Genomic DNA, 13,843 nt, shown 5'->3' on the forward strand with positions numbered 1-13,843 from the left:
GGACCCGACTTCAGGCCGGACCCTGCGCGGCACGAACTCCCCTCGAAACAGTCCGCGCCGGAACTCGAACCGGCCGGCCGTCAGCCGGTCATTGCGCGCCGCAGCCGCCGGTCACGGCCGGCAGCGGAGCCGGGACCCCGACCGTGGGCAGTCCGAGCAGCACCCCCGCGGGCTTCGTCGCCCCGGTCGCGTTCCGCTTGTCCCAGGCATCTCCCGCACGGGTGCGGCGCACCGCGCGCGTCGGCCCTTCGGCGAGCAGGTGGTGCGGTGCGGCATAGGTGATCTCGACGGTCACCACATCGCCCGGACGGACCGCATCGTCCGGCTTGGTGAAGTGAACGAGGCGGTTGTCGGGCGCGCGTCCCGAGAGCCGGTGGGTGGCGCCGTCCTTGCGCCCCTCGCCCTCGGCGACCATGACCTCCAGTGTCCGGCCGACCTGGCTCTTGTTCTCGTCCCAGGAGATCTCCTCCTGGAGGGCGGACAGGCGCATGTAGCGCTCCTGGACGACCTTCTTGGGAATCTGTCCGTCCATCTCGGCGGCCGGGGTCCCGGGGCGCTTGGAGTACTGGAAGGTGAAAGCCTGCGCGAACCGCGCCTTGCGCACCACCCGCATGGTCTGCTCGAAGTCCTCCTCGGTCTCGCCGGGGAAACCCACGATGATGTCGGTGGAGATGGCCGCGTGCGGGATGGCCGCGCGCACCTTGTCGATGATGCCGAGGTAACGGTCCTGCCGGTACGAACGGCGCATCGCCTTCAGGATGGTGTCCGAACCGGACTGGAGCGGCATATGGAGCTGCGGCATCACGTTCGGCGTCTCGGCCATCGCGGCGATCACATCATCGGTGAAGTCGCGCGGGTGCGGCGAGGTGAAGCGGACCCGCTCCAGGCCCTCGATCGTCCCGCAGGCCCGCAGCAGTTTGGAGAACGCCTCGCGGTCGCCGATGTCGGAGCCGTACGCGTTGACGTTCTGGCCCAGCAGCGTGATCTCGGAGACTCCCTCGGCGACCAGCGCCTCGATCTCGGCCAGGATGTCGCCGGGGCGGCGGTCCTTCTCCTTGCCGCGCAGCGCGGGGACGATGCAGAAGGTGCAGGTGTTGTTGCAGCCGACCGAGATGGAGACCCACGCGGCGTAGGCGGACTCTCGGCGGGTCGGCAGGGTCGAGGGGAAGGCCTCCAGCGACTCGGCGATCTCGACCTGTGCCTCTTCCTGGACCCGCGCACGCTCCAAAAGGACCGGCAGCTTGCCGATGTTGTGCGTCCCGAAGACGACATCGACCCAGGGCGCTCGCCGCACGATGGTGTCGCGGTCCTTCTGCGCGAGGCAACCGCCGACGGCGATCTGCATACCGGGCCGCTTGGTCTTCATCGGCGCGAGCCGGCCGAGGTTGCCGTACAGCTTGTTGTCGGCGTTCTCCCGCACCGCGCAGGTGTTGAAGACGACGACATCGGCGTCGCCGTCGGCGTCCTCGGGCGCGCGGACGTATCCGGCCCCCTCCAGCAGGCCCGACAGCCGCTCGGAGTCGTGGACATTCATCTGGCACCCGTAGGTGCGTACCTCGTAACTTCGCTTGCCGTCCACTGCCTGACTCCGGTCGCCGCTGCTCATGCGACAAGGGTAGGCGGTGTCCGGGGCCCGCCCCGATCCCGATTGCCAGTGGACGCGCCCGACGGGTACCGGCCGATGGGTGGTGCCCCCCGACGGGACCGCCCGATCCCGGAGCCTCGCGCGCTCTGCCGGGGGAAGCCGCCTTTCGAACCAACCCCGCGCACACCTCGTGACCGTAGGCCCTGGCTATCGCCGACAGTGAGCTGGCAGGATCGCCGCATGTTCGCCGAACTCTTCCGAATCGGCCGTCGCCGGGCCCTCCAGGGCGCGGCCGCGCTGCTGGTGGCCCTCGGGCTGCTCGTGTGGTGGCTGGCGCCCTTCGGGGAGACGTCGCCGAGTGGCTCGATCACCTTCAGTACGGGAGTGAAGAGCGGGGTCTACGAACGGTACGGAGAGCTGCTCAAGGACGATCTCGCGCGCGACCTGCCCCGTATGTCGATAGGACTGCAGACCAGCCAGGGCTCGCAGGAGAACATCGCGCGGGTGGCGACCGGCGAGTCCGATTTCACCATCGCCACCGCCGACGCCGTCGCCACGTACATGAAGGAAGGCAAGCCGGGTGCGGACCGGTTGCGCGGCTGCGCGCGGCTGTACGACGACTATGTGCAGCTGGTCACCGCCCGGAGTTCGGACATCCGCTCCGTCGCCGACCTGCGGGGCAAGAAGGTGGGCGTGGGACAGGGGAAATCGGGTGTGCGGCTGGTGGCCGACCAGCTTCTGACGGCCGCGCGGATCGATCCGGCGCATGACATCACCCCCGTCTCCGCCGGGATCGACACCATGCCCGGCCGCCTCGAAACCGGCGATCTGGACGCCTTCTTCTGGTCGGGCGGGCTGCCCACCAGTGTCGTGCAGAAGCTGTCGGAGCGCTTCGACATCCGGCTGGTGCCCCTGGACTCCGCGCTGATCTCCAGACTGCACGCCGCCGGCGAGACGGCTTCGCGCTACTACCGCTCCGCCGAGATGCCCGCCGACGCCTATCGCAAGGCGCAGCAAGGGACGGCCGTACCGACGGTGGCGGTGGCGAATCTGCTGATCACCACCGACCGGACGGGCGCCGAGCTGACGGAACGCTTCACCCGTACGGTGATCGGCAGCCGCGACCGGATCGGCGACCAGGTGCATCCCGCGCAGCTGGTGGACCTGCGGACCGCGATCTATACGGACCCGTTGCCGTTGCACGAGGGCGCCAAGCGGTACTACCGATCGGCCAAGCCGTAACCGGGCCGGCCACATTCGGCCGAGCCGCGGCCCGTCCGTGGACGGTCGAGCCGTGGTTCATCTGTCCGCGGCCGGGTCATACCGTGGAGCGAGCCGCTCTCCCACGGCCCGTAGAAGATCGACCAGGAACCGGGGACCGAGGGGACATCAACATCACCCCGTCGGGGACGACCTCGGGACACTGAGCACGACCCGCAGACCGCACGGCTCGCTGTGTCCGTACGTGATCGAGCCGCCGCCCGCCGCGAGCAGCGCCCGCGTGATGGACAGGCCGAGTCCCGATCCCTTGATGTTCTGGTGCCGGTTGCTGCGCCAGAAACGGTCGCCGATCCGGGCGATCTCGTCGTCCGTGAGACCGGGTCCGCCGTCGTCGATGACGATCGTGGAGGTGGTGCCTTCGCCGGCGACCGCGACCATGACCTCTTCTCCGGGCGGAGTGAACTTGAGGGCGTTGTCGATCACCGCGTCCAGAGCGCTGGAGAGCGCTATGGGGTCGGCCCAGGCGGTGACGGCCGCGCGGTGCTCGGTCAGCCGTACGCCCTTCTCCTCGGCCACCGCACGCCAGGCCGCGACCCGCTCGGCCGCCACCTCGCCGATGTCGGTGAGTCGCAGGTCGGCGGCGGTGTGCTCGGCCAGCGCCAGGTCCAGCAGGTCGTCGAGGACCTGGGCGAGACGCTTGCCCTCCGTACGGACAGAGGCGATCTCCTCGTTCCCCTCGGGCAGTTCGAGAGCGAGCAGCTCGATCCGGAGCAGCAGAGCGGCGAGCGGGTTGCGCAACTGGTGGGAGGCGTCGGCGACAAAGGCACGCTGCTGCTCCAGCACGTCCTCGACGTTGTCGGCCATCTCGTTGAACGCGCCGACCAGGCGGCGCAGTTCCGGGGGCCCGCCGGCGGCGGCGACCCGGGACTTCATCCGGCCGGTCGCGATGTCGTGGGTGGCCGCGTCCAGCACCCGTACCGGGCGGAGCACCCAGCCCGTCAGCCGGATGGCGGCCCCGACGGCGACCAGCATGGCCGCGGCCTCGCCCACCGCGATGTACAGCCAGTCCTCGAGGATGCGCGAGCGCATCTGGCCGGTCGGCGAGTCGGTCACCACGACCGCGACGACGTCTCCGTCCCGTACGACGGGCGAGTCGACGATGAGCCGGCCCTCCTGCCAGGGCCAGACCTGCTGGGGATTGTCGCTGCGGCGGCCCAGCAGGGCCTGCTGGAAGGATTTGCGCCCCTCGCCTGCCCGGGGCACCGACCAGTTCTCCGGGGCGCGGGCCATGGCGTCGTTGTCGCGGTAGAAGACGCCCGCCTTGATCCCGTACACCTCGTGGTAGCGGGCGAGTTCGGTCTCCAGCATGCTGCGCCGTTCCGCGCTGCTGTCTCGACCCTCCGTGACGAACTGGGCGAGCGCCGCGACCCGGGCCGCGTCGTCGATCCGGTCGACGACGACATCCTGCTGCCGAGCGGCGGCGACGCTCACGGCGAGCGGGAAGCCGAGGGCGAGCAGCACACCCGCCATGAGGATGATCAGCAGCGGCAGAAGTCGGGAGCGCACCGGGTTACGGGCCCTGGTGCGCGGCCGGGACGACCAGGCGGTAGCCCACGCCCCGGACCGTCTCGATCAGCGCGGGCATGCCGAGCTTGCCGCGCAGGGAGGCCACATGCACTTCGAGCGTGCGGCCGGTCCCTTCCCAGCTGGTGCGCCACACCTCGCTGATGATCTGCTCGCGCCCGAAGACGACTCCGGGACGTTGCGCGAGCAGGGCCAGCAGGTCGAACTCCTTGCGGGTCAGCTGGACGGCCGTGCCGTCGACGCTGACCCGGCGGGTCGGCAGTTCGAGGGTGAGCCGCCCGAGCCGCTGGGACGGATCGGCGGCGGGTTCCGCCTCCTCGCCCGCGGTGCGCCGGCTGACGGCGTGGATACGGGCGAGCAGTTCGCCGGTGTCGTACGGCTTGACGACATAGTCGTCGGCGCCGAGGTTGAGGCCGTGGATCCGGGAGCGGACATCGGCTCGCGCGGTCACCATGATCACCGGGGTCGAGGTGATCTTCCGGATCTTGCCGCAGACCTGGTAACCGTCCTGGTCGGGCAGCCCGAGGTCGAGCAGGACGACCGCGAAGGGCGTCTTGCCGACATTGGCGGCGGGCAGTACGGCCTGGAGCGCCTCCTCCCCGCTCCGCGCGTGCACGACCTTGAATCCGTGCTTGGCGAGCACGGCCGACAGCGCGGCGGCGACATGATCGTCGTCCTCCACAAGCAGCAGTCTCACGGGCCCCCTTCGGTCGCGGCACTGACTCCCGGCAGCGTCTGCCCTGTCGCGGCACCGGTCGCGTTCCTAGTACGTACCTGGGCATCCACGCCCATGGCTCCCTGCCAGTCAAGAGTCTTCCCGTTACACGGACGTTTCCGTTACCTACCCGGTACTCCCCGGCCCGCCCTTCTTCACATGGAGTATCCGGCGCGGCCGGATCGTTATGCTCAATTTCCGCTCAGATGTAATGACGCTGATCGCAGGGCGTGACTATGGTCCTCCCCAACCGAGGAGGACGGAGCAAAAAGCCGATGAGCGGAGTGTCAGTGACCAAGGGGACCGAGGACGCCGTGCCGGCGGCCGGCGACCTGGTCGTACTGAGCAACGTAAACAAGCACTTCGGCGCGCTGCATGTGCTCCAGGACATCGACCTGACCATCGCCCGGGGCGAAGTCGTGGTCGTCATCGGGCCCTCCGGGTCCGGTAAGTCCACACTGTGCCGCACCATCAACCGCCTGGAGACGATCGATTCGGGATCGATCTCCATCGACAGCAAGCCGCTGCCCGAGGAGGGCAAGGAACTGGCCCGGCTGCGCGCCGACGTCGGGATGGTCTTCCAGTCGTTCAACCTCTTCGCACACAAGACTGTGCTGGAGAACGTCACGCTGGGTCAGATCAAGGTCCGTAAGGCGGACAAGAAGAACGCCGAGGAGAAGGCGCGCGCGCTGCTGGACCGGGTGGGTGTCGGCTCGCAGGCCGACAAGTACCCGGCTCAGCTCTCCGGCGGCCAGCAGCAGCGTGTCGCCATCGCCCGTGCGCTGGCGATGGACCCGAAGGTCATGCTCTTCGACGAGCCGACCTCGGCACTCGACCCCGAGATGATCAACGAAGTCCTCGAGGTCATGCAGCAGTTGGCGCGCGACGGAATGACCATGGTCGTCGTCACCCACGAGATGGGCTTCGCGCGCTCCGCGGCGAACAGGGTCGTCTTCATGGCGGACGGCCGGATCGTCGAAGAAGCCACGCCCGACGAGTTCTTCAGCAACCCGCGCAGCGACCGTGCCAAGGACTTCCTGTCGAAGATCCTTCATCACTGATCCTGCGTGACTGATTTACACGTGACCGATTTACGGCCCACCAAGATCTGGATGAGTACGTCCGACGCAGCGTCGTCCGCCCCAAGGGGCGGGCCCGGGGGCGTCTGGCGCGCGCGACCTCACGGCACCGGGGTGTCCTCGTAGCGGATCAGCGCAGCTACCAGGACATTTCGGCAACGCGGCGAACGTGCGTGGCAGACGCCCCCGGGCAGACGGGACCGCGGACTCGCCCGTCCAGGGCCCTTCTTACGGTTCTTCCGAATCCGGCAGGACCTGTTCGTCCACGTCTCACCCGAGGGAAGTTCACGCATGAAGCTTCACAAGGCAAGCGCGGCCGCCGCCACGGCCCTCGTCCTCGCCCTGACCGCCACCGCGTGCGGTGGAGGCGGCAGCAGCAGCGACGACGGCAAGATCGTCATCGGCATCAAGTACGACCAGCCCGGTGTCGGACTGAAGAAGCCGGACGGCACGTTCGCGGGCTTCGACGTCGATGTCGCCACCTATGTGGCCAAGGAACTGGGCTACGCAGCCAAGGACATCGAGTGGAAAGAGGCGCCCAGCGCCGAGCGCGAGAACCTGATCGCCAACGGTGACGTGAAGTTCGTCGCGGCCAGCTACACGATAAACGACGAGCGCAAGAAGAAGGTCGACTTCGCCGGCCCGTACCTTCTCGCCCACCAGGACCTGCTGGTCCGCGCGGACGACAACTCCATCACCAAGGCTTCGGATCTCAACTCCAAGAAGCTCTGTTCGGTCACGGGCTCCACCCCGGCGCAGAACGTCAAGGAGAAGCTGGCGCCCGACGCCGACCTCCAGCAGTACGGCGGCTACTCCGAGTGTCTGACCGGCCTGGAGAACAAGGCCATTGACGCCGTGACCACCGACGACGACATTCTCGCCGGGTACGCGTCGCAGAAGGAGCACAAGGGCAAGTTCAAGCTCGTGGGCCTCAAGCTGAGCGACGAGCCCTACGGCATCGGCCTCAAGAAGGGCGACGCCGATCTCAAGAAGAAGATCAACGACGCGCTGACGAAGATGGTTTCGGACGGTTCCTGGGAGAAGGCCGTGAAGACCAACTTCGGTCCGTCCGGCTACAAGAACGAGCCTGCCCCGAAGATCGACGCCGGCAGCTGAGAGAGAAGTGACGCGCCGCCGGCCGGTCCGGCGGCGCGTACCGACCAGCCAACCAGGGGAGAGCGCGGGGCCTCGTGTTCGACTTTCTAAATTCCGGGCAGTACGACCTGCTCGGCGCCTTCTGGGTGACGGTGCAGCTCACCCTCTACTCCGCAGTCGGTTCCCTCATCTGGGGAACGCTGCTTGCCGGGATGCGCGTCAGCCCTGTTCCGCTGATGCGTGCTTTCGGCACCGCCTACGTCAACCTTGTCCGTAACACCCCACTGACCGTGATCATCGTCGCCTGTTCGCTGGGACTCCAGCAGACCCTCGGTGTCACACTCGGCGGCCAGAACTTCGAGTCCATGGGATTCCGGCTGGCCGTGCTGGGCCTGATCGCCTACACCGGCACCTTCGTCTGCGAGGCGCTGCGCTCCGGCATCAACACCGTGCCCGTCGGCCAGGCGGAAGCGGCCCGTGCGCTGGGACTGAGCTTCTTCCAGGTGCTGAGCCTGATCGTGCTTCCCCAGGCGTTCCGTTCGGTCGTGGCGCCGCTGGCCAACGTGCTGATCGCGCTGACCAAGAACACCACGGTGGCCTCGGCGATCAGTGTGGTGGAGGCAGCGGCGCTGATGAAGGACATGATCGAGAACGAAAGCAGCGCGCTCTTCGCCGTCTTCGCGGTGTTCGCCTTCGGATTCATCGTTCTCACCCTCCCCACCGGTCTGCTTCTGGGCTGGGTCAGCAAGCGAGTGGCGGTGAAGCGATGAGTGCCTCGTCCGTTCTGTACGACACTCCCGGTGTACGCGCCAAGCGGCGCAACATCCTCTACACGATCGTGTTCCTGGTCCTGTTCGTACTCGCCGCCTGGTGGGTGCTGGCCACGATGGCCGACAAGGACCAGTTGGCGGCCGCGAAGTGGAGCCCGTTCGTCACGGACCCCGAGGTGTGGACGACCTATCTCCTGCCAGGACTCGGGGAGACGCTCAAGGCAGCGGGGCTGTCCATCCTGATAGCGCTTCCGTTCGGCGCGCTGCTCGGCATCGGCCGGCTCTCCGAACACGCCTGGGTACGGACACCGGTCGGTGTCGTGGTCGAGTTCTTCCGCTCGATCCCGGTCCTGCTGATGATGGTGTTCGCCAGCGCGCTGTACGTGCAGTTCTCGAATGTCTCGTCCGACATGCGGCCGCTGTATGCCGTGGTGACGGGCCTGGTGCTCTACAACGCCTCGGTCATCGCCGAGATCGTGCGGGCCGGCATTCTCACGCTGCCGAACGGTCAGACCGACGCCGCGAAGGCGATCGGTATGCGCAAGGGCCAGAGCATGACGTACATCCTGCTGCCGCAGGCCGTGACCGTGATGCTGCCGGCCCTGGTCAGCCAGCTGGTGGTGATCGTCAAGGACACCGCGCTCGGCGGCGCGATGCTCGGACTGTCGGAACTGCTCTCGCAGAACCGTACGATCACGGCCAACTACGGCGCCAACACCATCGCCGCGTTCGTCGTCATCGCGCTGCTCTACATCGCGCTGAACTTCCTGCTCACGAGCTTCGCCGGATGGCTGGAAAAGCGGCTGCGGCAGGGCAAGAAGAGCACGGGCGCGACGCTTGGCGCCGATGACATGCAACAGGCCAACCTGCCGAGTCGCACCGGGGAAGGCAACACCATGTGAGGCGGAAGGGACTGGGGGTGCGCGCGCCGCTGAGACCGTCGCTTGACGCGGGCACCCCCAGTCGGTTGCATACGTTCTGTGATCACACACCGGGCAGCTGCCGCCCATGACCGTATGACCGCACGGGCCGGAGGGGTCGCGCCGTGGACCCGGTGATCGTCGCCGGCGCGGGCCCCGTCGGCCTCGCGCTCTCCCTGGCCCTCGCCGCGCAAGGCGTGCCCTCCGTCGTCCTGGACGAGAAATCCGGTACGGAGGAGCCCCGCCCGGCCCGTACCGCCATACTGCGGCCCGACACCGCCGCCCTGGTGGCCGGAATCGGCTGTACGACCCTCGGTGACGAGGGAGCACGGTGGACCGGCTGGCGCTCGACGCGGCGCAAGCAACTGATGCGGCATCTGCCGCTCGGCGAGGACGGCGCCCCCTCGCCCCTCCATATTCCGCAGCACGCCCTGGCACGCGGGCTCCGAGACGCCATCGACGGCCAGGAACTGGTACGCGTGATCACCGGCAGTCGGCTCGACTCGCTGGAGCAGGACGCCCGTGGGGTCACCGTGCACACGCGCGGCACCGAGGAGACCTGGTGGCGCGGAAGCCATCTCGTCGGCTGCGACGGCGCCCGGTCCACGGTCCGCAAGCTGCTGGGCATCCGCTTTCCCGGACGTACGGCGGTGGAACGGCACGCCGTCGCCGCGCTCCGCACCGAGCTGCCCTGGCCCGGCGAGGCGATGCTGCACCGGCAGCCTCCCTGGCGCACCGGCGGCGACGAGGTGTCCGCCAGGCCGCTGCGGGACGATGTCTGGCGCATCGACTGGCTGCTCCCCGCGCGCGGCGAGTTGGTCACGCCCGACGCGCTGGTGGCGCGTTTACGGGACACCCTGACCGGCTGGTGCGGCGAGGCACCGCCGTACGAACTGCTCGACACGGGCGTCTACACGCTGCACCACCGGCTCGCCAAGCGCTGGCGCGTGGGCAGGGCGTTCCTCGCCGGGGACGCCGCGCATCTGCTGGGCGCGGTGGGTACCCAGGGGCTCGACGAGGGGTTGCGGGACGTCGGCAACCTCGCCTGGAAGATCGCGGCGCACTGGCATCGTGGCGCGTCGGACACCCTGCTGGACAGCTACCAGGCGGAGCGGCGCACGGCCGTCGCCGCACGGCTGCGCGCGGCGGACCAGTCGCTGCCGCTCCTGCGGGGCGGCGGCGGACTGCGGACCTATATGCCCGGTGCCTCGCGCGGACACGACGCGCTGCTCGCCGACGGGCATCTGGGGCACGGAGCACTGGGAGCACCGCCGTCGTATCCGCACTCCCCCCTTACGCCTCCGTACGCCGAGGCGCAGACGGCTGTCGGCACCCCCAGGGGCGGGCCGGTCGCGGACGTGCGGGTGACGGCGCCCGACGGTACGACCACACGGCTGCGCGACCGGCTCGGGCGGGGGCAGCTGCTGGTGGTGCTGGTCGCGCCGGGTACCGGGGTCTGGGACCGGCGGCACTGGCTGACGGCGGGGGTGATGCCACGGCTGGCCGCGGCGGTGACCGCGCTGCCGGTACGGGCGGAGCTGCTGGTCACCGAGGCGTATCCGGGAGCTTCCGCGCACAACGTGCTGCTGGTGCGGCCGGACGGGCACCTGGTCGCGGCCTTCGGCGGGGTGCGCCCAGCGGACCTCTACGCGGCGGCGGACACGGCACGTGGCGGCACCCCGACGGAGAGGTCCGCGCCGGTGTCCGCGGACCACACTGCGAACATCAATTGACCGCAGCGGGCGCACATGGTGTACTCCGGAACGTGACTGACACCGATGTGCGCCTGTGGCGGAGGGTCCATGTGGACCTGGTCCGCTATGCGGGCTGCGTGTGTCGCACGTCCTGTTGATTCGCCCTTTCTTCTCCACGTCCTCGCCGCGCTCCGTCGCGGCAGGGCACCCGCGAACTCCTCAGGACGGTCACCTTGTCTGTTCCCGTACGTACCTCCGCGCCCGCGACCTCTCAGCCGTCGTCCTCGGCCCCTGCGCCTCAGCCCGCTGTTGGGGCGCCCGCGTCTTCCGCTGTCGCGCCCGTGTCTTCCGCGCCCGCCGCTGTCGCTCCTTCGGGGCCCGCCCCGACTGCTGCCGAACTGCTCGACTTCGTCCGCCGGACCACCGCCGACGCCGAACTGATCTCCTCACTCCCCCTCGACCCCGAGGGCCGCACCTGGATCCGGCTCAACGGTCCCGGCGGCAGCGAGGCATGGCTGATCAGCTGGCCGCCCGGCACGGGCACCGGCTGGCACGACCACGGCGGCTCGCACGGCGCGTTCGCCACGGCCTCGGGCGCCCTCAAGGAGGACTCGCTGGCGGCCCGGCTGCCCACCGAGGGGTGGAAGACGCTGGAACTGGCCGAGGGCATCGACCGTGAGCGACTGCTCACGGGGGGCGAGGGCCGCGCCTTCGGCAAGCACCATGTGCACGAGGTGCGCAACGAGTCCGAGACCGAGCACGCCGTATCGGTGCACGCGTACTACCCGCCGCTGCCACTGATGCGGCGCTACAGCCGCACGGGCGCGCTGCTCCGTCTTGAGCAGGTCGAACGCCCCGAGGAGTGGCAGTGAGCGAGGCAGTGGGCGAGCGGGTGGCGAGCGAGCGGGTGGGCATAGACGAACTGCTGGAGCGGGTACGCGAGGGCCTGGACCGGATCGGACCGCACGAGGCCTTCGAGGCCACCGCGGAAGGACCGGCGGGCGGCCCCGCGGAAGGCGCGGCCGGCCGCGAGGCGGGCGCGCCCGGCGCGGAGGCGGCGTTGCTGGTGGACATCCGGTACGCGGCTTTGCGGGAGCGTGACGGACTCATCCCGGGGGCCCTGGTCGTCGAGCGCAACGAGCTGGAGTGGAGGCTCGATCCACAGGGCAGCCACCGTGCTCCGCAGGCCACGAGCCATGACCTGCGGGTGATAGTCGTCTGCAACGAGGGGTACGCGTCAAGCCTCGCCGCGGCGTCCCTGCGGCAACTGGGACTGCACCGCGCAACCGACCTCATCGGAGGCTTCCAGGCGTGGAAGGCCGAGGGGCTGCCGGTCACGCGGTAAGCACCTGATCGTTTGCTGACGACACTCGGAGGTCCGGGCCTGCTCAGGTCCGGGCCTCCCGGGCCTCCCTGGCTCAGTAAAGCCCCTCGTCCAGACCCTCGGTGTCCTCGCCCTCTTCCTCCAGCGCCTGCTTGACCACCCGCAGTGCCACCCCCTCCGGATACCCCTTGCGCGCCAGCATGCCCGCGAGCCGGCGCAGCCGCCTGTCACGCTCCAGGCCACGGGTGGCGCGGAGCTTCCGGGCGACCAGCTCGCGAGCGGTCGCCTCCTCCTGGTCGGAGTCCAACTGCCCGACCGCCTCGTCGATCAGGGCAGCGTCCACCCCCTTCGTACGCAGCTCACGTGCGAGAGCGCGCCGGGCCAGGCCCCGGCCGTGGTGCCGGGATTCCACCCAGGCATCCGCGAACGCCGCGTCGTTGATCAGCCCCACGTCCTCGAAGCGGGAGAGAACTTCCTCCGCGACCTCCTCGGGGATCTCCCGTTTCTCCAGCGCGTCCGCCAGTTGTTTACGGGTGCGGGGCGTCCCGGTGAGCAGACGCAGACAGATCGCCCGCGCCCGCTCCGCCGGTTCCTGGGGCGGCAGCTCCTGCTCGGCCCTCGACGAGTCGGAGCTGCCGCCCGGCCATTCGGTTCGCCGCCTCTTCGCGTAAGGCACGGTACGAACTAGCTCTTGGCCGTTGCCGCCTTGGCCGACTTGGCCTTGGCGGCAGGAACGGTCACCGGCTTCGCCGAGTCCTCGACCGGGGCCGGAGCACCGGCCGCGTCCACACCGGGCTCACCCGTCGGCGCATCCGGCCTGACGCCGATGCCCAGCTTCTCCAGGATCTTCTTCTCGATCTCATTGGCGAGATCGGGATTGTCCTTGAGGAAGTTACGGGCGTTCTCCTTGCCCTGGCCGAGCTGATCGCCCTCGTACGTGTACCAGGCGCCGGCCTTCCGTACGAAGCCGTTCTCGACGCCCATGTCGATCAGGCCGCCCTCTCGGCTGATGCCCTGGCCGTAGAGGATGTCGAACTCGGCCTGCTTGAAGGGCGGCGCGACCTTGTTCTTGACGACCTTGACGCGGGTGCGGTTGCCGACGGCGTCGGTACCGTCCTTCAGCGTCTCGATACGGCGGATGTCGAGGCGCACCGAGGCATAGAACTTGAGCGCCCGGCCACCGGTCGTGGTCTCCGGCGAGCCGAACATCACACCGATCTTCTCGCGGAGCTGGTTGATGAAGATCGCGGTGGTCTTGGACTGGTTGAGCGCACTGGTGATCTTCCGGAGCGCCTGGCTCATCAGCCGCGCCTGGAGGCCGACGTGCGAGTCGCCCATCTCGCCCTCGATCTCCGCACGCGGCACCAGGGCGGCGACGGAGTCGATCACGATGAGGTCGAGCGCCCCGGAGCGGACCAGCATGTCCACGATCTCGAGCGCCTGTTCCCCGTTGTCCGGCTGGGACAGGATCAGATTGTCGATGTCGACGCCGAGCTTCTTCGCATACTCGGGGTCGAGAGCGTGCTCGGCGTCCACGAAGGCCACCGCTCCGCCGGCCTTCTGCGCGTTCGCCACAGCGTGCAGCGTCAGGGTCGTCTTACCGGACGACTCGGGTCCGTACACCTCCACCACTCGTCCGCGCGGCAGGCCACCGACACCGAGCGCGACGTCGAGCGCGGTCGATCCTGTCTGGATGACCTCGATCGGTTCGTTCGGCCGCTCGCCGAGGCGCATCACCGCGCCCTTGCCGAATTGCCGTTCAATTTGTGCGAGAGCGGCGTCCAGCGCCTTCTCGCGGTCGGTTCCTGCCATGGGTTCCACCCGATTTGCTTGAGTCGATCGCTTCACGTCAAAGA

13 protein-coding genes and 1 pseudogene are annotated in these 13,843 nt (G+C 69.0%); 9 read left to right on the top strand and 5 right to left on the bottom strand.

What is annotated here, in order from left to right; translation table 11 throughout:
* Nucleotides 1–88: 88 nt before the first annotated feature.
* Nucleotides 89–1,606 carry a tRNA (N6-isopentenyl adenosine(37)-C2)-methylthiotransferase MiaB gene (miaB, locus tag ACIOJD_RS20435; RefSeq protein WP_401915391.1) on the bottom strand — a complete coding sequence of 506 codons (1,518 nt, stop codon included), beginning with the start codon at nucleotides 1,604–1,606 and terminating at the stop codon, nucleotides 89–91.
* 219 nt (nucleotides 1,607–1,825) lie between these two features.
* On the opposite strand from miaB, the gene ACIOJD_RS20440 reads away from it, so the two are divergent.
* Nucleotides 1,826–2,827: a TAXI family TRAP transporter solute-binding subunit gene (locus ACIOJD_RS20440; protein WP_401915393.1), complete on the top strand. Its 1,002-nt coding sequence runs from the start codon at nucleotides 1,826–1,828 to the stop codon at nucleotides 2,825–2,827.
* A 153-nt stretch (nucleotides 2,828–2,980) separates the two neighbouring features.
* Here ACIOJD_RS20440 and ACIOJD_RS20445 read toward each other — a convergent pair whose 3' ends face one another.
* Together ACIOJD_RS20445 and ACIOJD_RS20450 are read right to left on the bottom strand one after the other, a co-directional pair.
* Complete coding sequence (locus tag ACIOJD_RS20445; protein WP_401915395.1) at nucleotides 2,981–4,372, bottom strand: ATP-binding protein; 1,392 nt, start codon at nucleotides 4,370–4,372, stop codon at nucleotides 2,981–2,983.
* 4 nt (nucleotides 4,373–4,376) lie between these two features.
* A complete protein-coding gene (locus tag ACIOJD_RS20450; protein ID WP_401915398.1) occupies nucleotides 4,377–5,087 on the bottom strand; it encodes a response regulator transcription factor in 711 nt (236 codons plus the stop codon).
* Between the two features lie 293 nt (nucleotides 5,088–5,380).
* Between ACIOJD_RS20450 and ACIOJD_RS20455 the strand changes: the two genes are divergently transcribed.
* From ACIOJD_RS20455 to ACIOJD_RS20490, 8 genes are all read left to right on the top strand, one after another.
* The gene (locus ACIOJD_RS20455; RefSeq protein ID WP_401884388.1) at nucleotides 5,381–6,166 is read left to right on the top strand and encodes an amino acid ABC transporter ATP-binding protein; all 786 of its coding nucleotides are present in this window, start codon (nucleotides 5,381–5,383) and stop codon (nucleotides 6,164–6,166) included.
* Between the two features lie 309 nt (nucleotides 6,167–6,475).
* Nucleotides 6,476–7,300 carry a glutamate ABC transporter substrate-binding protein gene (locus ACIOJD_RS20460; RefSeq protein WP_401915401.1) on the top strand — a complete coding sequence of 275 codons (825 nt, stop codon included), beginning with the start codon at nucleotides 6,476–6,478 and terminating at the stop codon, nucleotides 7,298–7,300.
* 74 nt (nucleotides 7,301–7,374) lie between these two features.
* On the top strand, nucleotides 7,375–8,049 hold the full coding sequence (locus ACIOJD_RS20465) for an amino acid ABC transporter permease (RefSeq protein ID WP_401915404.1): 675 nt from the start codon (nucleotides 7,375–7,377) through the stop codon (nucleotides 8,047–8,049).
* Nucleotides 8,046–8,951 (top strand): amino acid ABC transporter permease, encoded by a 906-nt coding sequence (locus ACIOJD_RS20470; RefSeq protein ID WP_401915407.1) that lies wholly within the window; start codon nucleotides 8,046–8,048, stop codon nucleotides 8,949–8,951. Before ACIOJD_RS20465 ends, ACIOJD_RS20470 begins: the two co-directional genes overlap by 4 nt.
* A gap of 143 nt (nucleotides 8,952–9,094) precedes the next feature.
* Nucleotides 9,095–10,702: an FAD-dependent monooxygenase gene (locus ACIOJD_RS20475; protein WP_401915410.1), complete on the top strand. Its 1,608-nt coding sequence runs from the start codon at nucleotides 9,095–9,097 to the stop codon at nucleotides 10,700–10,702.
* Nucleotides 10,703–10,749: 47 nt separating this feature from the next.
* A complete protein-coding gene (locus ACIOJD_RS20480) occupies nucleotides 10,750–10,821 on the top strand; it encodes a putative leader peptide (protein WP_401915586.1) in 72 nt (23 codons plus the stop codon).
* 183 nt (nucleotides 10,822–11,004) lie between these two features.
* On the top strand, nucleotides 11,005–11,535 hold the full coding sequence (locus ACIOJD_RS20485; protein WP_401884394.1) for a cysteine dioxygenase: 531 nt from the start codon (nucleotides 11,005–11,007) through the stop codon (nucleotides 11,533–11,535).
* Nucleotides 11,532–12,008: a rhodanese-like domain-containing protein gene (locus ACIOJD_RS20490; RefSeq protein ID WP_401915413.1), complete on the top strand. Its 477-nt coding sequence runs from the start codon at nucleotides 11,532–11,534 to the stop codon at nucleotides 12,006–12,008. Before ACIOJD_RS20485 ends, ACIOJD_RS20490 begins: the two co-directional genes overlap by 4 nt.
* 73 nt (nucleotides 12,009–12,081) lie before the next feature.
* Here the strand turns inward: ACIOJD_RS20490 and recX are convergent.
* Nucleotides 12,082–12,738 (bottom strand): annotated as a pseudogene (recX, locus tag ACIOJD_RS20495) (recombination regulator RecX); the annotation flags it as partial.
* Nucleotides 12,672–13,799 (bottom strand): recombinase RecA, encoded by a 1,128-nt coding sequence (gene recA, locus ACIOJD_RS20500; protein WP_401915416.1) that lies wholly within the window; start codon nucleotides 13,797–13,799, stop codon nucleotides 12,672–12,674. The pseudogene recX and the gene recA, both read right to left, overlap by 67 nt.
* Between the last annotated feature and the right edge of the window lie 44 nt (nucleotides 13,800–13,843).

The organism is Streptomyces sp. NPDC088116 (genome assembly GCF_044741745.1).
Classification (GTDB): Bacteria; Actinomycetota; Actinomycetes; order Streptomycetales; family Streptomycetaceae; genus Streptomyces.

Bases quoted from the DNA above. Each gene is read 5' to 3' on its own strand.
- ACIOJD_RS20470 (WP_401915407.1), top strand. From the start codon at position 8,046: ATGAGTGCCTCGTCCGTTCTGTACGACACTCCCGGTGTACGCGCCAAG.
- miaB (WP_401915391.1), bottom strand. From the start codon at position 1,606: ATGAGCAGCGGCGACCGGAGTCAGGCAGTGGACGGCAAGCGAAGTTAC.
- recA (WP_401915416.1), bottom strand. From the start codon at position 13,799: ATGGCAGGAACCGACCGCGAGAAGGCGCTGGACGCCGCTCTCGCACAA.
- ACIOJD_RS20460 (WP_401915401.1), top strand. From the start codon at position 6,476: ATGAAGCTTCACAAGGCAAGCGCGGCCGCCGCCACGGCCCTCGTCCTC.
- ACIOJD_RS20440 (WP_401915393.1), top strand. From the start codon at position 1,826: ATGTTCGCCGAACTCTTCCGAATCGGCCGTCGCCGGGCCCTCCAGGGC.
- ACIOJD_RS20455 (WP_401884388.1), top strand. From the start codon at position 5,381: ATGAGCGGAGTGTCAGTGACCAAGGGGACCGAGGACGCCGTGCCGGCG.